Raw genomic sequence first — 23,536 nt, 5'->3', positions numbered from 1 at the left:
GAGTAAAGGAGTTAAGAAGTTAAGGAGTTATGACGAATGATTTTGCGCTGACATTATTGCATTGGTTTCGTGAGAATGGGCGGGATTTGCCCTGGCGACAAACCAAAGACCCTTATGCCATCTGGCTGTCAGAGATTATTCTCCAGCAGACGCAGGTCAAACAGGGATGGGCTTACTGGGAGCGTTTCATGCGCCGTTGGCCTACCGTGGAGCAACTGGCTGAGGCCAGCGAGGACGAGGTGCTGCGTGAATGGCAGGGACTGGGTTATTATTCCCGTGCCCGCAATTTGCATTTTGCCGCCAAACAGATTGTGGCGCTTGGTGGCTTCCCCACGACGATAGAAGGTATCAAAGGCTTGAAAGGCGTTGGCGACTATACCGCTGCTGCCATCGGAAGTATTGCTTTCGACCTGCCTGCTGCAGTTGTCGATGGTAATGTCTATCGTGTTCTGAGTCGCCACTTTGGCATCAGCACACCCATCAACTCCACAGAGGGCAAAAAGGAATTTGCCCTGCTGGCTCAGGACTTACTACTCCCCGCCCTTGATAAGAAGGGGATGGGGGCGGGTCTTTACAACCAGGCCATCATGGACTTTGGCGCTATCCAGTGCACCCCTGCCAGTCCTGATTGCATGAACTGTCCGTTGATGGAGTCGTGCGTGGCATTCCGTAAGGGTAGGGTAGCTGAGCTTCCCGTAAAACTCAAGACGCTGAAGGTGCAGGAACGCCGGCTCACTTATGTCTATATACGCTATCAGGGTGAGACGGCTATCCATCGCCGTGGTGAGGGGGATATCTGGCAGGGACTGTACGAACCGTTATTAATTGAGAACGGAGAGTTCTCAGTTCTCAATTCTTGCGTCCCTCCGGTAGCAAGCGACCAAAGGTCGAGCGCTCAGTTGATAAAGAAGAACGTCAAGCATGTCCTCACCCATCGTATCCTCTGGACCGACTTCTACCTGTGGGAACCGGCAGAGCGCCCCCAGCTCCCTGAGGACTATTTCTGGATAAAAGAAGCGGAGCTCGACGATTATGCCAAGCCCCGCCTGATAGAGATATTGTTAGACTCTCTTACTCTTTGATCATCACTTTCTTCTTGTTTTTGATGTAGATGCCGCATTTTTTGCGATTAAACTAAAAAAAAAGAAATATTTTTGTTGCCAATATAAATACTTTTGCTATCTTTGCAGCATCCAATAAAACAATCTACTATTATTCATTTACTAAAAACCAATACATGTATGAAAGACTTACAGATGTACATCAACGGCCAGTTCTGTGAGAGTTCGAACGGCAAGTGGATCAATGTGTTAAACCCTTCAACTGAGGAAGTTATCTCCCGTCAGCCGGAAGGTACCATTGAGGATGTGAACCGTGCGCTTGATGCTGCCCGTGCAGCTCAGAAAGCGTGGGCCAAGACACCTGCCATTGAGCGAGCCGGTTATCTGCTGAAGATGGCTGAAGGAATCAAAAAACGCGAGAAGGAATTTACGGAGATTATTATGCGCGAGCAGGGTAAGACCCGCAACTGGGCTGCTATCGAGGTTGGTGCTACCATTGCCTATTTTGAGTATATGGCCACCTTTGCCCGTCATATCGAGGGTGAGATTATCCCTTCCGACCGTCCTAACGAGACCATCCTGCTCACTAAGAAGCCTATCGGTGTCGTAGCCGGTATCCTACCATGGAACTTCCCATTCTTCCTGATTGCCCGTAAGGCTGGTGCCGCTTTGATTGCAGGATGTACTATCGTGATAAAGCCCTCACAGCTCACGCCCGAGAACTGTACGGAGTTTGCCAAGGTGGTGGCCGAGACAGGTCTGCCCGCAGGCGTCATCAATATCGTAACGGGTAAGGGTTCCGTCATTGGCAACGAGATGGCCGGTTCACCCAAGATCGACATTGTCAGCGTGACGGGTTCTGTAGGTGCCGGCGAGAGTATCATGGCTGCAGCGTCAAAGAATATCACAAAGGTAAGTCTGGAACTGGGTGGCAAGGCGCCCGCTATCGTGATGAAGGATGCCGACCTGGAGCGTGCTGCCCAGTGGATTGTCGACAGTCGTATTGGTAACAACGGACAGATCTGTAACAATGCAGAGCGCGTCTATGTACAGAAAGAGGTGAAGGCTGCCTTCACGGAGATACTGGTGAAGAAGATGCAGGCTGTGAAGGTGGGTGACCCCTGTGCCGACGAGAGTGTTGATATGGGCCCGTTGGTAGAACAGCGTGCTCTTGAGAGCGTGACGGAGAAAGTAGAGCGTGCCATCAGTCAGGGTGCCAAACTGCTCTGTGGTGGCCATCGTGTAGGCACCAAGGGCTATTTCTATGCTGCTACGGTGCTCGACAACTGTCGTCAGGATATGGATATCATCCATGAGGAGACCTTCGGTCCTGTGATTCCGTTGGTGGAATTTGAAACCCTCGACGAAGTCATCGCTATGGCCAATGACTGCGAATACGGTCTGGCTTCCAGCATCTTCACTAAGGATCTGAATATAGCTGTAAAGGCCTGTCGCGAACTTGAGTTTGGCGAGACCTATATTAACCGTGAGCATTTCGAGGCCATCCAGGGCTTCCATGCAGGTATGAAGAAGAGTGGTATAGGTGGTGCCGACGGCAAACATGGTGTCGATGAGTACCTCGTTACCCATGTCACCTATCTAGATACATGGGACTAATTAATGATAGGATGAAAGTAGGACTATTCGTTCCCTGTTATGTCGATGCGCTCTACCCGGAGGTGGGCGTATCGACATATCGACTATTGAAGAGTCTGGGATTGGATGTTGACTATCCGGAGCGCCAGACCTGTTGTGGACAACCAATGGGTAATGCTGGCTTTGAAGGCATGGCGCTGCCGTTGGCCAAAACATTTGATGAACTGTTCTCGCCCTACGACTATGTGGTGGCTCCGTCGGCCAGTTGCGCAGCCTATGTGCGTTGTTTCCATCCCAATCTGTTGAAAGGGCATACGTGTGAGGCAGCAGGGAAGACGATGGATATCGTGGAGTTCCTGCACGATGTGGTGAAGGTGGACCACCTGCAGGCCCGTTTCCCTTATCGCGTCAGCGTGCACAACTCCTGTCATGGCGTGCGCGAACTGGGACTCTCGTCACCTTCCGAGCGCCATGAGCCCCGGTATAATAAGATCATTGACCTCCTGAAACTGGTCAGGGGCATTGAGATTGTAGAGCCCGAGCGTCCTGACGAGTGCTGCGGCTTCGGTGGTATGTTTGCCGTCGAGGAGCAGGCCGTGAGTCGCCGCATGGGTATTGACAAAGTCAACCGTCATCTCGCCACCGGGGCCCAGTATGTCACGGGGCCCGACTCCTCTTGTCTGATGCACATGCAGGGCATAGCCGAGAAAGAGCATCTGCCTATCCGTTTTATCCATGTCGTCCAGATTCTAGCTTCCGGTCTAACGTCTTAACTCCTTGACTCCTGAATATGAGTACCCAACATTCAAAAGCTGCCGAGGCCTATCTGCAGAAACCTCGCGTAGCAAAGCATCACGACCAGACCTTCTATGGTGTGCGCCAGAAGCGCGACCGTATGGCCCAGGACCTTCCTGAGTGGGAAGACCTGCGTGAGACAGCCAGTCAGATCAAGAAGCATACCATCACCCATCTGGCCGACTATCTGGAACAGTTTGAGCAGAATGCCGTGAAGAATGGCGTCCATGTGCACTGGGCAAAGGATGCTCAGGAATATAATGCCATCGTCCTGGATATCCTGCAGAAGCACCAGGTGAAAAAGGTGGTGAAGAGCAAGAGCATGCTCACGGAGGAATGCCATCTCAACGAGAACCTGGAGCGCAGTGGCATTGAGGTCATCGAGACCGACCTGGGCGAGCGTATCCTGCAGATGATGAAGCTGGCACCCAGTCATATCGTGATGCCTGCCCTCCATGTGCATCGTGAGGATATCGGTGCCACCTTCCGTCGCCTCATCCCCAACTACAAAGAGATAGCGGCCTCTTATGCTGGTCGTGTGGGCGGCGATTCCATCGCCGACGAGAACGACCCCACGTTCCTCACCTACGTAGCCCGCATGCACCTGCGCCAGCAGTTCATGGAGGCCGATGCCGGCATGACGGGTGCTAATTTCGGTGTGGCCGAGACGGGTGATGTGGTGGTGTGTACCAACGAGGGCAATGCTGATATGTCGACCTCTATCCCTAAGTTGCATATCGTCTCCATGGGTATCGAGAAACTCGTGCCCAACTATGCCGCGATGGGTGTGTTCCAGCGCCTCCTGGCCCGTAATGGCACAGGTCAGGAAACCACCGTCTATACCTCCCATTTCCGTGGCCCCCGTCCTGGTGGCGAGATGCATATCGTGCTGGTGGACAACGGGCGTAGCAGTATCCTGTCCAATCAGGAACACTGGCAGACGCTGAAATGCATGCGCTGTGGTGCCTGCATGAACACCTGTCCCGTCTATCGCCGTTCGGCAGGCTATAGCTACACCTATTTCATCCCTGGACCTATCGGCATCAACCTGGGCATGTTGCGCGACCCTCGCCGCTATAGCGATAACGTGTCGGCCTGCTCCCTCTGTTGCTCCTGCGACAATGTCTGTCCGGCCAAGGTCGACCTCTCTGCACAGGTCTATCGCTGGCGACAGCAGCTCGACTCGCTGGGCAAGGCCGACCCCATGAAGAAGTATATGTCCGTGGGCATGAGCTTCCTCTTCAATCGTCCGCAGGTCTATACCTCTGCCCTGCGCCTCTCGCCGCTGGTCAACTGGCTGCCTGGTCCCTTGTTGCAGAACAGCCTGAATCCCTGGGCCTATGCGCACCGCATGATGAAATTCCCCCCGAAGTCGTTCCACCAATTATGGAAGGAGAAGAAATTATGAGCAGTAAACAACAGATACTTTCCGCCTTGCGCCATCATACGCGCGAGACGTACGACATGCCCGACCTTACCCGGTTGAAGCCCATCACCTATGACGACCCTGTGGCCGAGTTCAAGAAAAAGACCACGACCATCGCGGGTGCCAGCCTGATTGAGATTTCCGAGGACGACGACCTCAATGCGGTGATTCGCGACCGTGTGGTGGGCGGATGGCCTGCCAGTCCCGTCATCGCCACCAATATCATGGGCATCGATGCCCAGCTGAACCCTGACACCGTGGCCAGTGCCCAGGAACTGGAACGTGTGGATGTCGGTATTGTCCGGGGCGACATCGGTGTGGCCGAGAATGCCTGCATCTGGGTGCCGCAGACCATGAAGGAGCGTGCCATCTGCTTTGCATCCGAACATCTGGTCATCGTTATCGATGATAGTCATATTGTGAACAATATGCACGAGGCCTATGACCTCATCCAGCAGTCGTCCTACTATTTCATTGACTATCAGTTTGGTACCTTTATCAGTGGCCCCAGCAAGACGGCTGATATCGAGGGTGCACTCGTTTATGGTGCCCAGGCTGCCCGTGCTGTAACGGTTGTGTTCGTAAACAGAAAATAATTTAGGGTAAATGGACAAAAAATGTTCAAAAAAGTTTGGAGGGAAAGAAATTTTCTCCTATCTTTGCCAACGTGAAATTCTCAACAAGGCTTACCTTAAATTAATATACTTCAATAAAAAAACACCTGATAGTGCGATTCCGTTCCTGGAGTCGCATTTTTTTTGTCTTACTGTTGCGTGAATAGATTTTTTTCTCTAATTTTGCATCCGATAAGCAAACCCTTAACTATTTATTATTACAACTTACAATGATGAAAAAACTGTTTTTGCCTCTTCTGCTTCTCGTAGCAGTATCTGCCCAGGCAGCAGACAAGAATCCTGTGTTATCCATTGAGGGTGGTAAGGTACAAGGTGTGCTGGCCGACGATCATCCAGAGGTCTTCGTCTATCGTGGCATCCCCTATGCTGCACCTCCTATCCGCGAGAACCGTTGGAAGGCTCCTCAGCCCGTGCTCCCCTGGAAGGGCGTGAAGATCTGCGACACTTTCGGCCGTCCCAGTTACCAGGCTATCCAGTATACAGGTGGCTACTACACGGAGTGGGGCTATGGCAAGGAGGCCGCTTTCAGTGAGGACTGTCTGTATCTGAACGTATGGACCAAGGCGCCTGGTGAGGTGGGCAAGAAACTGCCCGTTGCCCTGTGGATTCATGGTGGCGGCTATCGTGAGGGTTTTGGTTCAGAACCTGAGTTCGACGGACAGGAGTGGGGTGCCAAGGATGTGGTGCTCGTCACGATCAACTACCGTCTGGGCGTGTTTGGCTTCCTCACGCATCCGCTGCTGGCTGCCGAGAACCCTCATCATGTATCCGGCAACTACGGTATCCTCGACCAGATTGAGGCTCTGAAATGGATTAAGAAGAATATTGCCCAGTTTGGTGGCGACCCTAATAATGTGACAATCTTTGGTCAGAGTGCCGGTGGTGGCAGCGTGCGTACGCTTTGTGAGTCGCCCCTGGCCCGTGGTCTGTTCCATAAGGCTGTTATCATGAGTGCTCAGGGACTCAGTATCCCCAACCCCAATGGTGGTGGCATGATGGGCGGTCGCTATAGCGGCGGTTCTGTGGCCGATGCCGAGGCAAATGCCAAGAAGGTGTTCGATTGGGCTGGACTCACCGATCTACAGAAGATGCGCGCTGCCTCTACCGAGACCGTCTTCGCACTACCTACGCTCTATTATCAGGTGAACAGCGACGGACAGCAGCAGGGTGGTGGTATGCCCTTCATGCGCGGACTGCCCTTCATGCCTATGATCGACGGCTATGTCAGCGAGAAGAGCTTCGACGATGCCACGCGCCAGGGTACCTTGGCCGATGTGCCTTATATGATTGGCTTCACCCTGAACGACATGGGTAATATGGCTCCCAATATCGCTGAGTTCTGTAAGGTACGTGCCGAGAAGGGTGGCAAGGCCTGGGCCTATGAGTTTGCCCGTCCTCTGCCCGATGACGGTTCTCATCCTGAGGTTACCCAGCGCCTGAAGGGTGCTTTCCACTCCAGCGACCTCTGGTTTGTGTTCAAGTCGTTGAAGCATTGCTGGCGTCCTTGGACCAAGGGCGACTGGGATTTGTCTGAGAAGATGCTCACCGCCTGGACCAACTTCGTGAAGTATAGCGACCCCAACGGACCTAAGGGTGGTGCCTGGAAACCTTGTACAGCCCAGAATCCTAAGTTCATGGTGTTCAAACTTAACGACAAGGATGCTGAGGCTTCCGTCTATGGCGAGCCTGAGATAGCACCTCAGGCGCAAGGCTTCGGCTTTGGATCTAGGAGATAATGAAAAAAAGGAGCCGCGGGGCTCCTTTTTTTATATCTTGAATCTTCGCCACAACCAGCGGGGAATCAGTTGCCAACCCTTTGTGAGCACTCTGTAGCGCCAGTCTATTATTCTTACGTGGCGCTTTCGGTAGATGCTCTGCACAATATCTTTTGCCACCGTCTCAGGTTTCATCATCAGCGGGTAGGGGAAGTCATCATTCAGCAGTGCTGTATCCACGAACCCAGGGCGGATATCTGTAATTCTGATGTCCAACTTGCGTTGGCGAGCCTGCTGCTCCAGCGCCTGCAGATAAGTGGCCTGCAAGGCCTTAGTGGCTGAGTAGGCAGGCGCGGGTCCCAGTCCCTTGGTGCCTGCTATCGATGAGATGGCAGCAATATGTCCATTGCCCCGTTCTGCGAAATAGCGATAGGCTGTGCCAATCATCCTGGTAAACCCCACGGCATTGGTAGCCATCGTGCGCAGTTCGATATCTTCTGTCAGCGTGCGGTTTTGCTTGCCGATGCCCGAGGCATGGAAATACAGGTCCATGCCACCAAGTCGCTCTATCAGCATGAGCAGTTGTTCGCCAGCATCCTCTTTTGTCACGTCAATGGTCATCACCTCCACGTGCTCTGGTGCCGTGGCTTTCAGTGCCATCAGGGGTTCCTCTCTGCGTGCTGCCACACCAATATGCCAGCCATCGGCCAGCAGCAGTCGGGCCACTTCCTGTCCTATGCCAGAGCTGGCTCCTACGATAATAGCTTTCTTGTTCATTTTATTGTTCTGATGTTCTATTGGATGAATACAGTTTGGCCACGAGGGCACCACTGATGTTATGCCATACGCTGAATACGGCGCCCGGGATGGTGGCCAGTGGATAGGCGGCAAAGTGCAGTACAGCCAGCGATGAGGCCAGTCCACTATTTTGCATGCCCACCTCAATGCTGAGTGCCACGCACTTTGGTTTCTGCAAGTGCAGCAGTCGTCCCACGGTGTAGCCGATGGCCAGTCCCAGAAGATTATGAATCATCACGATGAGCATCACCAGCAAGCCAGCCGTCAGTACCCTGTCGGCATTGTGTGCCACGATGATACCAACCAATAGCGCTATCATTACCGACGAGAAGGCGGGCAGATAGGGCGTCACACGTCTGGTCACTCTTGGTATGAAACGCTGACAGAGCAGTCCGCCGACTATAGGCGCTATGACTACATAGACAATGCTCATCAGCATGCCCAGTGCATCTACGTCAACCATGGTGCCGGCCAGTGCCCATACCAGCAAAGGTGTGAGCAGTGGGGCCAGTAGCGTGGAAGCTGCAGTCATACCCACCGACAGTGCCAGATCGCCCTTAGCCAGATAGGTGATAACATTTGATGCCGTGCCACCTGGACAACAGCCCACGAGTATCACGCCGATGGCCAGTTCCTCGGGCAGGGCGAAGGCCCATGTCAGTCCCAGTGCCAGCAGGGGCATCACGGTGAACTGTGTCAGGCATCCTATCAGTATATCCTTTGGCCGGCTCAGCACTATCTTAAAGTCCTGTGGCGAGAGTGTCAGTCCCATGCCAAACATGATGATGCCCAGCATCGGGTTGATGACCCACGTGCCAATCCACGCCAGTGATGTAGGCACCATCAGCGCCAGGGCTGCCACCAGCACCACCATGGCTCCCATCCATCGGGCTATGAAATCACAAATCTGTCTCATTTGCTATGTCATTGATTCTTTATGCAAAAGTACGATAATAATCTGAAAAACATTTGTGTTTTTGTTGTTTTTTCGTAACTTTGCCGAAAAAATTATATTTATGGATGCAAAACGTATAATGAAGTATCTGAAGCAGTTGTCGGCTAATAATAGTCGTGAGTGGTTTCAGGCGCATAAAGACGAGTACGATGCTATTCGTGCCGACTTCGAACAGGGTGTGCAGCAGGCTATTGTGCGTATCGCCTCGTTCGACCCCTCGGTGGCTCATCTCACGGTGAAGGACTGTACCTATCGTTTCTATCGCGATACGCGTTTCTCAAACGATAAATCGCCTTATAAGACCCACCTTGGCGCTTATATCGCTGCTCATGGCAAGAAGGCGCTGCATGGCGGCTATTATCTGCATCTGGAGCCTGGTCATTGCATGGTGTGCTGTGGCAACTACTGGTTGCCCACTAATATTCTGACCTCATGTCGCAATGAGATTATGGGCAATATCGACGAGTGGCTTCGCTATGTGCGCAGTCCGGAGTTCCTGAAATACTACGGCAATCCAGAGCCCGGCAGTTTCAAGACACCCACCGACGTCTCCAGCTGGGACCAGCCTCAGGGCTTCGGTCTTGAGCGCCTGAAGACCTGCCCCTCCGGCTTCCCCCGCGACTGGGAATACGTGGAGTACCTGCGCCAGAAGGACTACTGCTGTTGGCACCGTGTGCCCGACACCTTCTTCCAGGGCGACCAGTGGCTGGATGACATGCAGCCCATGCTCCTTGCCGCCAAGCCCATGATGGACATGATGAATGCTGTCATCGATGATTATGAGTAGCAACTGCTAAATCACTTAATTAGGGATAAATTCTCGAGAGAATTTCTTCGCAACTTTACTGTTAAAAAATCTTTAGCCTGCTCTTAGGCAGCAATCACTCTGCTTCTAGCCTGCTCCTAGGCTGCTCCTAGGCTGCTCCGTGGAGCACTCACGAGCGAGGCTAGAAGCAGGCTGTAGTATGGCAAAGTGCTGTCTCGTGCCTGCTTAAGCACATACAGATGCTGCCAGCATGCCAAGGCAAATGATTGTAGCTGCGCAAGTAATGGTAATCATAATTAATGGTTTTATGTTGTTGATAAATGGGTTATTCTTCTCTATATTCCAGGATGTCGCCAGGCTGGCAGCCTAACTCGTGACAGATGGCCTCAAGGGTGGAGAAACGTACGGCCTTGGCCTTGCCCGTTTTGAGGATCGACAGGTTGGCCAGTGTCAGTCCCACGCGTTCGGCCAGCTCGCTTAGTGACATCTTGCGCTTGGCCATCTCCACGTCTAAGTTTACAATAATCTTTCCCATAGGCATTTTAAATCGTTAAATCATGTTCCTCCTTCAGCTTCAGACCGATAGAGAAGGCCTCGGCCATAATCAGAATAAAGATTCCGTCAGTAATGACACTGATAGCATCACTCCATGTGTCTAGCAGGTTGATACTGTCGAACGACATGGCTGTACACATCACGGTAGTTGTCACAACGATGCACCAGCCCACCGTGCGAAGTAAATCGACATTTGTCCAGGTGAACACCTCACCATGATTGACGTTGAGGATAAAGCGCACATAGCAGGCAAAGGCATATATATAAACAATAAAGCAGGCAAAGATGATTAAGCCTTCAATAATGCTATAGGCTGATGTTCCAGAATCATTCATACCGTCTTCATAACCTTGTTTAAAATCGTTGACACCTGCAAAACCTGCCATCACCATGCCTACTATCATGAGAATCAGCAGCACGATACAGAAAAAATTGAGTTTTGTTTTCATTGTTTTTATTGTTTTAATTTATACATTTATCGTTTTTCGATATGCAAAAGTATATATTTCTCAGATATCTCGCAAATAAAAACGATAAAACTTTATCGAAAAACGATATATTTAACGTTTATAAACAGATTCGCACCTTTTATCGGCCTCTTTGATACTTTCGCTCGACAATAAAAACAAAAAATCGATTATTGTTTTGTATTGTTCTCGCTTATTCGTACCTTTGCACCCCACTTAACTGACTATGAACAGGATAATTTATCATTTAACGGCTTTTCTGGTGGTGGCTTTATGGGGCACCACGTTTGTTTATACCAAACTATTATTGATGGCGGGACTCTCGGCGGCACAGATCTTTGTGCTGCGATTCATCATCGCTTACGTGATGCTGCTGGCTTATTCCCTGCCAAAGAAATCGTTCAGGCTGTTTGCTTCGTCGTGGAAAGACGAACTGCTGATGGCGGCACTGGGATTGACGGGCGGTTCGCTGTATTTCCTGACGGAGAATAGTTCGATGATTTATACCACGACGACGAATACGTCGCTCATCGTCTGCCTGAGTCCGCTATTCGCCATGGCACTGATAGGTATGTTCTATCGCTCCCAGCGACTGCATGGCATTCAGATTGTGGGCACGCTGATGGCGGCATTGGGTGTTATCGTGGTGGTGCTCAACGGACATTTCGTGCTACATCTGTCGCCCCTTGGTGATACGCTGGCTTTTATGGCCTGCCTCTGTTGGGCGTTTTACTCTCTGCTGATGATTCCGGCCAACCAGCGATACCGCACACTATTCATCACCAGAAAGGTGTTTTTCTATGGTTTGGTATTTATGATTCCTTATTTTATGATATGGCCTGGAATGCCGCCGCTCAGCGTGTTGATGCGGGCGGATGTGATGGGTAACCTGCTGTTCCTGGGATGTATCGCCTCGATGGTGTGCTTCCTGGCATGGAACTGGGCCATGAAGAAGATAGGTGAGGTGGCGGTGACCAACTATGTGTATTTCAACCCCGTGACCACGGTGCTCTTTGCCTGGATGGTGCTCTCAGAGCGTATCACCCTCTATTTCATTATCGGCACGGTGCTGATACTCGCAGGCATGTACCTTTGTAATAAGGCTGAGGGCTGAGGGCTGATGGAAGAGGGAAGATGTAAGATGTAAGATGGAAGAGGGAAGATTGAATAAAAAATACAAAAAATCATACCGTTTTATTGCGCAATTCAAATAAATGTGGTAAATTTGTCAGCAGAAATTTAAATAGATACAAAAATGATTGACGTAAAAGAGACTTTAGGACAGGCCGAAGAGCGCATGGAAATGGCGGCTATGTACCTGGAAGAGGAACTGAACCGTATTCGCGCCGGTCGTGCTAATACCGCCATTCTGGATGGCGTTCGTGTGGAATCCTACGGCAGTCGCGTACCCCTGAACCAGGTGGCTACCGTGAACTGTCCCGATGCTCGTACCATTGCTATCAAGCCTTGGGATAAGAAGCAGATTCGTGATATTGAGAAGGCTATCATGGATAGCGATGTAGGCATCACGCCTGAGAACAACGGTGAGATTATCCGTCTGGCTATTCCTCAGCCTACGGAGGAGCGTCGTCGTGACCTGGTGAAGCAGTGCAACAAAATTGCTGAGAAGGCCAAGGTGGAGGTGCGCAATGTGCGTGGCGATATCAAGGAGAAGCTGAAGAAGGCTATCAAGGACGGACTCTCTGAGGACTTGGAGAAGGATGCTGAGAACGACCTTCAGAAGTTGCACGACAAGTACATCAAGAGACTTGACGAACTGATGGAAGCCAAGAATAAGGAAATTATGACGGTTTAATTGGTAATTGACAATTGATAATTGATAATTGACAATTGAAAGGACTCGTCGTTAAAAATACAGGCAGTTGGTACACCGTTCGAACGGACGATGGCCAACTGCTTGATTGTAAGGTGAAGGGTAACTTCCGCCTGAAGGGTATCCGTACCACCAATCCTGTGGCTGTGGGCGACAGGGTAGAGGTGAACGAGGAGGGATGGATCGTCAACATCGAGGATCGTCGTAACTATATTATCCGTAAGAGTATCAACCTGTCGAAGCAGAGTCATATCATTGCGGCTAATGTGGACCAGGCTTTCCTGATTGTCACCGTGGCTAATCCGCAGACCTCAACGACCTTTATTGATCGTTTCCTGGCTTCGGCTGAGGCTTATCGTGTGCCGGTGGTCTTGGTATTCAATAAGACGGACTTGCTGGATGAGGATGCACTGCATTATCAGCAGGCCGTGGTGAATCTCTACGAGACCATTGGGTATGAGTGTCGTCAGATATCGGCAGAGACGGGCGATGGCGTGGATGAACTGCATTCAATGCTGGATGGAAAGATTACGCTGCTCAGTGGTAATAGTGGTGTGGGGAAATCTACGCTTATCAACCGATTGGTGCCTGGTGCCAACCTGCGCACAGCCGAGATTAGTGATGCCCACAATACGGGTATGCACACCACCACGTTTAGTGAGATGATAAGCCTCGACTCTGGTTACCTTATTGATACACCGGGAATCAAGGGATTCGGAACGTTCGACATGGAGCCGGAAGAGATTACCAGTTATTTCAAGGATATCTTCCACTTCTCAAAGGACTGCCGTTTTTCTAACTGTACGCATACCCATGAGCCTGGATGTGCTGTGCTGAAAGCCGTGGAGGAACATTATATCGCAGAGAGCCGCTACCAGTCGTACCTCTCGATGCTCGATGATAAGGAGGAGGGAAAATACCGCGAATCCCAGTAGAGACAGATTAAACTTTAAGTTTAAAGACACAGTCGCTCGAGCTTTGCTCGCTTGCTACTGAAAGGACGCAAGAACAGATTAACATATAAGGACCTAAAGGTCTGACGTGGAAACAAATTACCATAATAAGCATAATTTTGTCATAATTAAAATTACGAATAAATTACGCTAATTACGCCAATTAGTTTCAGACAAAAGGACCTTTAGGTCCAGTAAAAAAACTATGTTATTGTGTCTTTTATAAACATGATATTATGTCTAGCATAAAGGAAATATCATCGTTAAACGAGCCGGGGCTCGAGGTATTCGGTCAGTTGACCGAAGCACAGTTGCGCAATGCCCTTGACCCAGAAAAAGGTATATTTATAGCAGAGAGTCCCAAGGTAATCCGTGTGGCGCTCGATGCGGGCTACGAACCGTTGTCGCTGCTCTGCGAGCGTCGTCATATCACGGGCGATGCCGCTGATATCATTGCCCGTTGTGGTGATATCCCCGTATATACAGGCGACCGTGATTTGCTGGCGCAACTCACGGGCTATACCCTGACGCGTGGCGTGCTTTGCGCGATGCGTCGTCCGCAGTCTAAGTCTTTGCAGGATATTGTTGCTGGCGCCCGCCGTGTTGTCGTTATCGATGGGGTGGTCGATACCACGAATATCGGTGCCATCTTTCGTTCGGCTGCTGCCCTGGGTATCGAGGCGGTGCTGCTCACGCGTAACTCGTGCGACCCGTGGAACCGCAGGGCTGTGCGCGTGTCGATGGGTTCTGTATTCCTGGTGCCCTGGACGTGGCTCGACAGTTATGAGGACCTGAAGGCGTTGGGCTTCAAGACTGTAGCGATGGCCCTAACAGATAAATCCATCTCGCTCGATGACCCTGTCCTTAAAGCCGAAGCCCGTCTAGCTATTGTGATGGGTACGGAGGGCGACGGACTCCCTAAGGAGACTATCGCCTCCACTGATTATGTGGTGCGCATCCCTATGGCGCATGGCGTTGACTCCCTCAATGTGGCGGCAGCAGCGGCTGTGGCTTTCTGGGAACTGGCCAATAAGTAGTGCACAACGGCTAAGAAGTGATAAACTGGGTGGGGGCCACACCGTACATGGTGCGGAAACAGCGGCTGAAATAGCTGACGGATGAAAACCCCGTGGCATAACTGATTTCGGTGATGGTCAGACGGCCTTCGCGCAGCAGTTCGGCAGCACGGCGCATACGGATGGTGCGGATAAACTCAGTAGGCTTCTGACCTGTGGCCGACTGTATCTTGCGATAGAGGGTCATGCGACTCATGCAGAGGTCGTTGCTCAGTTGTTCTACGCTGTAGTGCTCGTCAGTTATATTCTTCTCAACGTAGTCGATAGCTTGCTGTAGCCATTCATCATTCAGACTGGGTTGTTCTTCTGCTGTCTGCTCTTCCTGTGTCTGCTCTGGCGTTGTTGTCTTTCTCTTCATGACAACCAGGAAACGCTGGCGCTGACGACGGAGGAAGAGGATGTAGCCCGAGAGGGCGAGCAGCATAAGAAGCAGGCTGCCAAGCAACCACCATATCCACAGGGGCATCTGTTCTGCGACACTCTGCTGTGGCATACTCCATCGTTTGCCGGGCTCTGTCTCCTGCAGTTCGATGCGATAGATGCCCTCATCTTCAAGATTCTGCTGGCGGAGCGTTTGTCTGGTGGGGTCGTAGAGTCGCACATAGCGGTCGTATACGATGATGAGGCGTCCGGATTTGTCCATCTGCAAGTCTACAACGGCATCACCATATTCGTTGGAGGCGTATTCGTCGGTAAGAAGCTGACCGTCTTTATAGGTCATGATGGTGCCGAAGATAGTGGCGAGCCAAAGGGTGCCATCCTTTGCAAAGACCATGGCAGAGACATCCTTGGTCTCAGGGAGAATGATTTGTTCTGTATCCTTGGTCTTGCAGCGTATATTCTTGCCGGTGCTGAACCATAGGTTGCCTTGCAGGTCGATGGCGACCGCGGTGGGACGCTCTGACAGTCCGTTGACTATGCGTATAGAGTCAGCGGCAGCCTTCGTGAGAGGTTCTCCATCGAAGAAAGGTTTGATGGTGGTGTTGTTCAGGGCAAAGCACTCTCCCCATCCATTGGCGATGAGTCGCCGTCCCTGCTTGTCGGTCATCTCGCGACTGAAGTCGATAGTGTCATACTCTGCACGGACCAGTGAGAAGTGTCCGTCTTTCAGTTGCAGCACGCCACCTTCCCATTCCATAGCCCAGATCATTCCCTGTTCGTCTTCGTACAGACGGAAAATGTACTTATCGCCTACGGGATAAATCTTCTGTAGTTGACGGTCGGCATATTCGTAAACCTTCTTATTGGCCGTAATCCACCAGTGTCCGTCACGACCGATGATGATGTCGTTGACACGTTTGTCGTCCACCTCAGTCATCCTGGAAATGCTATAGTCATGCTTGTCAAGGAGGAAGGCACCGTGAAATGTACCTATTATTATATAGCGCTGGTCGGCCTCAGCCATACATGCAATGTTATTGCTGCCAAGGAGGTCAGGATGCTCGGCATCGCTACGGAATACCAGAATCTGATGCCCGTCGTCACGACAAACACCACCGCCCTCAGTGCCATACCAGAGGAATCCTTCCGAGTCCTGTATCACCTGCGTTACATATTGGGACGACAGTTGTTCCAATCGTGGAAAAGTCAACACTTGCGGCTCCTGAGCAATGCCCAAAAGGGGAAATAACAATAGCAAAAATAGTATAGTATAGTAATGTTTCATTCGTTTCAGATTAGTTTTGTTACTGCTTCGCGCAGTTTTATTGTGCAAAGTTACATAATTTCAACGAGAAGTTACAAGAGTGAAACTCACTTTTAAGCATTATTCGTACTTTTGCACCCGACAAAACAAACTACAACTACATAAATGAAACAGGTATTAACTCTTATCTTGGGTCTGCTGGCTGTTACGACAGCCACGCAGGCCAAAAATTTTGTGATTACTAACGACACGTTCTGGAAGACCACCACGGGTAGTTATATCTACAGTCAGGGTGGGGGCATCTTCCGTTTCCCGGATTCGCAGGGCGTGGAGCATTATTATTGGTACGGTGCAAAGTATCAGGAGGCAGTGGACTACTGTCCGAAGGCGCTGGCAGGCAGTAAGAGTAATGTGACCAATTTTCTGGGTGTGACGTGCTACGTGAGTGATGACCTGGTGAACTGGACGTATGTGCGTGATGTGCTTACCCCGTCATCGGCCGGCTGGGCCTACTGGGTGGGACGCATGGGTGTGGCCTATATCGCAGAGGCCAAGAAGTATGCGTTGCTGACACAGTTCAACGACCATGTGCTGGTGGCTACGTGCGCTACACCAACTGGCAACTACGCCCGTCATAACGAGATTGACATGACCAGCATCATTGGTACGCCGAATACGGGCGATATGACGGTATTCACGGATCCCGATACAGGCAAGTCGTATCTCTGCTACAGCTACGGTAAGGGACGCAGTAAGATTTATCTGTCGGAGATTGGTGTATGTTCTGATGGCAAGATTGGACTGAAGGACTGTCACCAGATTTACAAGGGCAGCGGACGTGAAGGCGACTGTATGTTCAAGTATAAAAATAAGTATTACGTGTGCGCGAGCGACCTCTATGGCTGGAATGCCTCGAATGTGTATTACCTGGAGTCGAGCAATATCTACGGTCCCTATACACCTACGAACAGTATGCAGAAGATGCCTGGTGCAGATGCAGACTACGGACACGTCACGCAGACGGGTTTCTTCTATACCGTGCGCGGCTCGAAGCAGGAGACCGTCATCTATTGCGGTGACCGTTGGGCAGGCTTTGCAGGCAATGGTAAGGGGTACAACCAGTGGTGCCCCATCTCTTTTGTTGATGGCAAGCCTTACTTTAATGCGCTCTCACAGTGGCATCTTGATGCTGAGACTGGCGAATGGTGGGTAGGCGATGATAATAATTACGTGAGGAATCATTTCTTCAATGCCGATCGTGTCAGTATACCCAGCAGCAATAAACCCAGTCAGGCAGATCTGAAGGGTTGGAAGACCACGGTTATCAAAGGTAATAAGGTGGCTATTGGCGGGGCCGACTCGCCCGTGCTCAATGCCAGTAACTCGAAGGAAGACCGACAGGTGGTGACTGGCAACTACTGTCTGAACATTCAGGATAAGGTGGACTTTACGCGCAAGGTGAGTCAGACGGTGAAGTCCACGCCTGTGGTAGAACTGAAGGACGGACGCTACACTCTGAAATGCTACGTCAAGAGCGGTAGTCAGTTTAATGAGCTCTATATGTATGCTAAGGTGGGCAATGAGACGCGTCGTGCCGACATGCCTTATAGCGACAGCAAATGGCATGAGGTGATCATCGAAGATCTGCAGGTCAGCGGCGGTCAGGTGGAACTGGGCTTCTATGCTGACGGCAAGGCCAATGCCTGGTGCCATATCGACGAGGTTTCGCTGGTGCGCAAGGGTGATAAAGAGGATGCTACAGGCATCAGCCAGAACTTGTCAACTGCCACCCCGCAGCGATGCTACTACAATCTCAGTGGCGCCCGCTCCTCCCAGCCACACCGGGGCTTCAATATCGTCCGTGAGACAATAAACGGGAAATTAAGGAGTTATAAAATTGTAAGACCATAAATATTTCTCAAAGATGAAAACCTTTTTTACATTGTTACTGCTTTTTATCGGCCTGCCATTTACCGGCCGTGCTCAAGAAGCAGATTTCGTAAAGGGCGCCGACGTGGGATTCCTGCAGGGACAGGAGCGACGTGGTGTCAAGTTCCATGATCGCAACGGACGGGAGCGTGAGTGCCTGGAACTGTTGAAGACCGACTATCAGATATCGGCCATCCGAATGCGTGTCTGGGTGAATCCGCGTGGTGGCAGCTGCGACAAAAACGAGCTGTTGGCCATGGCCAAGCGCGTAAAGGCGCTGAATATGGACCTGATGGTGGACTTCCACTACAGCGACACGTGGGCCGACCCCAAGCAGCAGGGCATTCCCGCCGCCTGGAAGGGACACAGCTTCAAGCAGATGAAGCGCGACGTGAGGGAACATACCATCGACGTGCTCACCATGCTGAAGCAGAATGGCATTACGCCTCGCTGGGTGCAGGTGGGCAATGAGACAGCCAACGGCATGCTCTGGCCTATGGGACATATCGAGAAAAACCCCAAGCGATACGCTGGCTTCATCCGCGCAGGCTACGATGCCGTGAAGGAGGTCTTCCCCCAGAGCATCGTCATCATCCACTTGGACCGCGGTCACAAGCAGTCGCTCTATGACTATAACCTTGATATTGTGAAGAAATATGGCGGCAAGTGGGACATGATCGGCATGTCGCTCTATCCCTACTGGGCACGCGAAAAGCACCCGGAGCTGGATCCCGACAGTATCATCACCGACTGCATGCGCAATATCCGCTATTGCAGCAAGAAATACGGATGCGACGTGATGATTGTGGAGACGGGCTTCGAAGTGGACGAACAGCATCCTGAGTTGATGGAGGAGGGCCGTCGCCAACTGACCCGCGTGGTTCGTGAGGCGCAGACCGAGACCGACGGTCACTGTCGTGGTGTCTTCTATTGGGAGCCCCAGTGTCTGCCAGGTGGCTATAAACTGGGCGCCTTCAACAGTAAGGCTCAGCCCACGGCTATCATGGAGGGATTTGTGGAGAATCCGACAGTAAAGACTATCGACGAGGGTGGCTCTGGCATGTTCAAGGCCATCGCCGTGAAAGAAAAGGGTGCCGAGAACTTCGTGGTCTATCGTCCCAAGGATCTGGCACATGCCCATGCACGTCAGGGCAAGTTGCCACTGCTGATGTGGGCCAACGGTGGGTGTATGGATACCAGTGCCGGCTACGAGCGGATGCTCACGGAGATAGCGTCGCACGGTTACGTGGTGATGGCTATCGGTGAGATAGAGGCCTATCTCGACAGTCGGAAGCAGAGTCCTACAGAGTCGAGCGAACTGAAGCGCGGACTGGACTGGATGCTGCGTCAGAACACACTTAAGAGCAGCGCCTACTATCAGTATATCGACACGACCCGCATCGCCGCGGCTGGTCATTCGTGTGGTGGTGCGCAGGCGCTTTGGAATGCTGCCGACCCGCGCCTGAAGACGCTGATGATTATGAATGCTGGTATGGGTGATATGGAGATGGCGGGTGCCAGCAGGGCCTCGCTGTTGAAAGTGCACACACCAATTCTGTATGTAACGGGCGGCGAGAGCGACGTGGCCTACGGGAATGCCAAAAAGGACTTCGAGCGTATTGGCCATGTGCCCGTGGCATGGGCCAACCATCCAGCCTCAGGACATGGTGGCACGTATAAAGAAAAAAATGGTGGCGACTATGCCCGATTGGTCATCGACTGGCTCGACTGGCAACTGAAAGGCAAGGCCGCTCCAGCAGAAACCTTTGTAGGTGGGGAAGCTAAAGGTTATCAGGGCTGGACCATTCAGGCCAAGCACTTTGTCAACTTTAAGAACGTAAAGCCCCTCTGGATTCAGAACGGCGACCGCCAAATCTACGGCGAACTATTTACTCCCCTCACTTACAGGGAGGGGCTGGTGGAGGGTCTTCCTATCGCGATTATCGCTCACGGCTTCAACGGCACATACCATTATGGCCGCAACTACTTCGACGTGATGGAGAAACTGGGCTATCAGTGCTATGCCTTCGACTTCCCCTGCGGCTCAGTGAAAAGCCGTTCGGACAATAATACGCTGAATATGTCAATATTTGACGAGCAAAGCGACCTGCGTGCCATCGTCAACTATTTCCGTCGTCAGGGACACCAGCATATCGTGCTCATTGGTGAGAGTCAGGGCGGACTGGTGTCGGCCCTCACCGCCGCACAGATGAAGGATAAGGTTAGTCAGCTGGTGCTCGTATACCCCGCCCTCTGCATCCCAGAGAACTGGCGCGCCCGCTATCCGAAGCTGTCGGACATCCCTGAGGTGACTGAGTTGTGGGGCGTGAAGATGGGACGCCGCTTCTTCGAGGAGATTCACGACATGAATACCTTCAAAATCATTGGCAAGTATCGTGGGCCTGTACTTATCGTGCAGGGTGACAAAGACCAGGTGGTGCTCATCGATGATTCGAAGCGCGCCCAGAAGCTTTACAAGGATGCTCGTCTCCACATCATTCCCGGTGCCGGTCACGGTTTCAAACCCAAGGAGTTTCAGGAGGAGGCCAGACAATTGGAGAAATTCCTGAAAAAATAGTCGTAAAATAAAGGGGAAAAGGCCGTTTGTTACATTGTTACAACGGTTTGTTACAACATTGAAAGCCTGCTGCAAAGGAAATCTCTACCTTTGCAGCACTTTTTTTACTAAAACAAAACAAACAATGAAACGAATGTTATTAACCTTGTGGGTTGCTGCCTGTGCTGGTATGGCATCGGCCCAATGGATGAAGCCTGTTGTTCAGGAATCATCAGAAATGATTGTAGATGAACCAATGTATCTATATAATGTAGGTACAAAACAATTCCTTACTCAAGGAAACGCCTTCGGAGCCCAGGCCAGTGTGGCAGATGAAGGTCTGCAAATCAAGATAGAGAAATATCTTATGCAGAATATAACGGAGGCTGGCGATACCCTCTATGTGTGGGACGAGAAAACCTATACGATCAAAGACTTCCGTCCGTTGCAGAATAAATGGTATTATATGTTTATCGACAATCAGGGCGGTTGTTATATGGACAAGGGCGATCAGGCTGACTATCTGTGGGAAATAACAAGACTGGAAAACGGTAACTATCATATCAGTTGCGCGGCAGCTAATCCTACGCAGAATTCAGATGCCTTCCCGAATACTTGTATCGGCGTGGAGCGATATGGTGCAGACGATATGAGCACCGTCGTCAATCCGCTTTTGGAGTATCAGAATCCTGCCTTTGCGGATGCCTTCTTTGTGGACTGGATATTCGTGAATGAGGCTGTCTATGCAGATTATTTGGAGAAATTGCATGTCTATCAGGCTGCCCTGAAACTGAAGACGATCATCGATGATCTGGATTCAAGGGGCATTGATACCCAGGAACTGCTCTCAGTATACAATAACATCGATGCGGCGATCGAGGAGTTGCAGAATGCACAGCGAATGGGCGAGACATTGATTTCTATGGATGATGAGAAACATGTAACGCCCGATCAGCCCAAGGATTTCACAGAACGTATTCAGAACCCTGATTTCAATACCGATGTAAAAGGTGGTAAAGGCGGATGGACAAAGGAAGGAAAGGCCAAGACTTTCGAGACGAATGGATGGGTACCCTCTTCTGTTGAGGATGTGATGATGGCTCCGGCACTGAACTTATGGGGCTCTAATCAGGATATCCGTGTGTCTCAGGTCGTAGAAAACCTGCCCAATGGTATCTATCAGTTCTCTGCTGGTGTCTATTCTCAGGCCAACGGTCCGTATATCTTCGCTGGTGATGCCAAAACTGATGTGACAACCGGTGGACCTACAGCCTATAGCGTGCTGACTTATGTATCGGATCATACATTGAAGATTGGTGTGGCATTCCCTGCAGAGGGTACCCAGTGGGTGATGGCCGACTGCTGTCGTCTGAAATACTTTGGCAATAGCTATGAAGCCTATCGCATGTGGATTGATGAAACACTGAATGGCGGTGAGTCGTTCGAGAACGAGAAATGCTATACCCCCCTGAAAGAGGTCTATCTGGAGTCGCTTGCTATTCTGAAGAATGCTACAGAACAGGAACAGCTGGCAGCAGAGTTACCAAAATTTACGCTACTCTACGATAGTATTAAGGTGAATATAGCGGCTTATGCAGACTATCTGGCTTTGTGGGAAGAAGGTCGTAAGATGGTAAGAGAGGGTGCGTATGCTGGTGAAGTGTTTGATATCCTGTGCGATTATATCGAGATGGAAGATGAGCCTGACGAGTTGTATCCTAATGGTACGTCGGGATATATCCTGAAATATTGTATGCTGAATACTGAGGAAATCATTGCGGAAAAGGCTTTCTTGAACCAGTTGATTCAGAATGTGGTGGACAACGGTATGGCTAAGGGTGCTGACGCTACGATAAAACTCCAGAATCCCAACTTTGATAATGGTATGAATGGCTGGAGCTATAACAAGAAACTGGGTACCCCATCTGCAGGTGGTATGACAACAAACCAGAATGTGGAACGCTGGAACCAGAACTTCGATTTCTATCAGGAAGTATCATTGCCTAATGGTGTCTATCGTCTGAATGCACAGGCTTTCTACCGCACGGCTTCAAATGCTGAGGCTGAGCCTGAGTGGCACAATGGAACGGCACAGGTGATGACTGCAATCTATGCCAATACTAATGAAACGCTTGTAAAGAATATCTATGATGAGGCACAGGAAGAGGGCTTCTATAAAGAGGATAATGCCTATGCGATGACAGACGGCAAGGTAGTGCCTAATTCAATGAAGACGGCTTCGGAGGCATTCTCTGCCGGTCTTTATGAGAATAGTGTCGTGGGGGTTGTATGGAATGGTCAGTTGCGTGTAGGAATCCGTTCTTTGAATGCCAGTGTTACAGACCGTTGGTCAATCTGGGATAATTTCCGCCTCACCTTCCTTGGCCTGGAGGCTGAACCGATAGCCGAGTGTTATGACAAGACGGTGGTGGAAGCTAATGAACTGTTGGGTAATGAAGAGTTGCCGGAAGAACAGAAAAATGCTATCGATGCTGCTTTGAGAGTGGAGATTGACAAGGCAAATGCTTCTGCTACGCTTGCTGCCATCGCCGCCATTCGTGGGGCTATGGAAACGGCTAATAAGGTGATCACAGGTGTCGCTCCTCAATCTGCTACAAATGCTGAATATCCATCTGTCATCTATACTACATCTGGTACAAAGGTGTCGGTGATGAAAAGAGGTATCAGTATTATTCGCATGAGCAATGGAAAAATAAAAAAGGTTTTAGTTCAATAAGGTTTAAAGTTAGTAAGTTAGTAATGAGGAGGGGGA

Annotated in this window: 19 protein-coding genes; 14 read left to right on the top strand and 5 right to left on the bottom strand. The window is 50.9% G+C overall.

Features of this window, described 5'->3' with window-relative positions; translation table 11 throughout:
• The first annotated feature begins 29 nt into the window (after positions 1-29).
• The 6 genes from mutY (at position 30) to L6466_RS10865 (ending at position 7,249) form a co-directional block, all read left to right on the top strand.
• A complete protein-coding gene (gene mutY, locus L6466_RS10890) occupies positions 30-1,082 on the top strand; it encodes an A/G-specific adenine glycosylase (RefSeq protein WP_237812946.1) in 1,053 nt (350 codons plus the stop codon).
• Positions 1,083-1,241: 159 nt separating this feature from the next.
• Positions 1,242-2,678: an aldehyde dehydrogenase gene (gene aldA, locus L6466_RS10885; RefSeq protein ID WP_237812944.1), complete on the top strand. Its 1,437-nt coding sequence runs from the start codon at positions 1,242-1,244 to the stop codon at positions 2,676-2,678.
• Positions 2,679-2,689: 11 nt separating this feature from the next.
• Entirely contained in the window at positions 2,690-3,430 is a 741-nt protein-coding gene (locus L6466_RS10880; protein ID WP_237812943.1) for a (Fe-S)-binding protein, read from the top strand.
• Between the two features lie 17 nt (positions 3,431-3,447).
• Entirely contained in the window at positions 3,448-4,860 is a 1,413-nt protein-coding gene (locus tag L6466_RS10875) for a lactate utilization protein B (protein ID WP_237812942.1), read from the top strand.
• On the top strand, positions 4,857-5,474 hold the full coding sequence (locus tag L6466_RS10870) for a LutC/YkgG family protein (RefSeq protein WP_237802897.1): 618 nt from the start codon (positions 4,857-4,859) through the stop codon (positions 5,472-5,474). Before L6466_RS10875 ends, L6466_RS10870 begins: the two co-directional genes overlap by 4 nt.
• Before the next feature lie 251 nt (positions 5,475-5,725).
• Positions 5,726-7,249, top strand: a complete 1,524-nt coding sequence (locus tag L6466_RS10865; protein WP_237812941.1) for a carboxylesterase/lipase family protein — start codon at positions 5,726-5,728, stop codon at positions 7,247-7,249.
• A gap of 30 nt (positions 7,250-7,279) precedes the next feature.
• On the opposite strand, the gene L6466_RS10860 is transcribed toward L6466_RS10865, so the two are convergent.
• Positions 7,280-8,005 (bottom strand): SDR family NAD(P)-dependent oxidoreductase, encoded by a 726-nt coding sequence (locus L6466_RS10860; protein WP_237802899.1) that lies wholly within the window; start codon positions 8,003-8,005, stop codon positions 7,280-7,282.
• Position 8,006: 1 nt separating this feature from the next.
• Positions 8,007-8,942, bottom strand: a complete 936-nt coding sequence (locus L6466_RS10855; RefSeq protein ID WP_237802900.1) for a bile acid:sodium symporter family protein — start codon at positions 8,940-8,942, stop codon at positions 8,007-8,009.
• Between the two features lie 100 nt (positions 8,943-9,042).
• Between L6466_RS10855 and L6466_RS10850 the strand changes: the two genes are divergently transcribed.
• Positions 9,043-9,768: a DUF2461 domain-containing protein gene (locus tag L6466_RS10850; protein ID WP_237802902.1), complete on the top strand. Its 726-nt coding sequence runs from the start codon at positions 9,043-9,045 to the stop codon at positions 9,766-9,768.
• 304 nt (positions 9,769-10,072) lie between these two features.
• Here L6466_RS10850 and L6466_RS10845 read toward each other — a convergent pair whose 3' ends face one another.
• Positions 10,073-10,282: a helix-turn-helix domain-containing protein gene (locus L6466_RS10845; RefSeq protein ID WP_091815036.1), complete on the bottom strand. Its 210-nt coding sequence runs from the start codon at positions 10,280-10,282 to the stop codon at positions 10,073-10,075.
• Between the two features lie 7 nt (positions 10,283-10,289).
• Positions 10,290-10,751 (bottom strand): DUF2975 domain-containing protein, encoded by a 462-nt coding sequence (locus L6466_RS10840; protein ID WP_237802904.1) that lies wholly within the window; start codon positions 10,749-10,751, stop codon positions 10,290-10,292.
• A gap of 244 nt (positions 10,752-10,995) precedes the next feature.
• On the opposite strand from L6466_RS10840, the gene L6466_RS10835 reads away from it, so the two are divergent.
• From L6466_RS10835 to L6466_RS10820, 4 genes are all read left to right on the top strand, one after another.
• Positions 10,996-11,883 (top strand): DMT family transporter, encoded by an 888-nt coding sequence (locus L6466_RS10835; protein ID WP_237802906.1) that lies wholly within the window; start codon positions 10,996-10,998, stop codon positions 11,881-11,883.
• 141 nt (positions 11,884-12,024) lie between these two features.
• Entirely contained in the window at positions 12,025-12,585 is a 561-nt protein-coding gene (gene frr / locus L6466_RS10830; RefSeq protein WP_237795221.1) for a ribosome recycling factor, read from the top strand.
• 35 nt (positions 12,586-12,620) lie between these two features.
• Positions 12,621-13,538 (top strand): ribosome small subunit-dependent GTPase A, encoded by a 918-nt coding sequence (gene rsgA / locus L6466_RS10825; protein ID WP_237802908.1) that lies wholly within the window; start codon positions 12,621-12,623, stop codon positions 13,536-13,538.
• Positions 13,539-13,792: 254 nt separating this feature from the next.
• On the top strand, positions 13,793-14,593 hold the full coding sequence (locus L6466_RS10820; protein ID WP_237802909.1) for a TrmH family RNA methyltransferase: 801 nt from the start codon (positions 13,793-13,795) through the stop codon (positions 14,591-14,593).
• 10 nt (positions 14,594-14,603) lie between these two features.
• On the opposite strand, the gene L6466_RS10815 is transcribed toward L6466_RS10820, so the two are convergent.
• Positions 14,604-16,208, bottom strand: a complete 1,605-nt coding sequence (locus L6466_RS10815; RefSeq protein WP_237802910.1) for a helix-turn-helix domain-containing protein — start codon at positions 16,206-16,208, stop codon at positions 14,604-14,606.
• A gap of 234 nt (positions 16,209-16,442) precedes the next feature.
• Here L6466_RS10815 and L6466_RS10810 point away from each other — a divergent pair, with 234 nt between their 5' ends.
• The 3 genes from L6466_RS10810 to L6466_RS10800 all read left to right on the top strand — a co-directional run bounded on the left by L6466_RS10810 (position 16,443) and on the right by L6466_RS10800 (position 23,500).
• Entirely contained in the window at positions 16,443-18,188 is a 1,746-nt protein-coding gene (locus L6466_RS10810; RefSeq protein WP_237802911.1) for a family 43 glycosylhydrolase, read from the top strand.
• 13 nt (positions 18,189-18,201) lie between these two features.
• Positions 18,202-20,784, top strand: coding sequence for an alpha/beta fold hydrolase (locus L6466_RS10805; protein WP_237802912.1), 2,583 nt, complete (start codon positions 18,202-18,204; stop codon positions 20,782-20,784).
• A gap of 124 nt (positions 20,785-20,908) precedes the next feature.
• Positions 20,909-23,500 (top strand): hypothetical protein, encoded by a 2,592-nt coding sequence (locus L6466_RS10800; protein ID WP_237802913.1) that lies wholly within the window; start codon positions 20,909-20,911, stop codon positions 23,498-23,500.
• The last annotated feature ends 36 nt before the right edge of the window (positions 23,501-23,536 follow it).

This window comes from Prevotella communis (genome assembly GCF_022024175.1).
Classification (GTDB): Bacteria; Bacteroidota; Bacteroidia; order Bacteroidales; family Bacteroidaceae; genus Prevotella; species Prevotella communis.
Note: the sequence above shows the minus strand (reverse complement) of the source record. Positions and strands in the feature narration are given on the sequence as shown.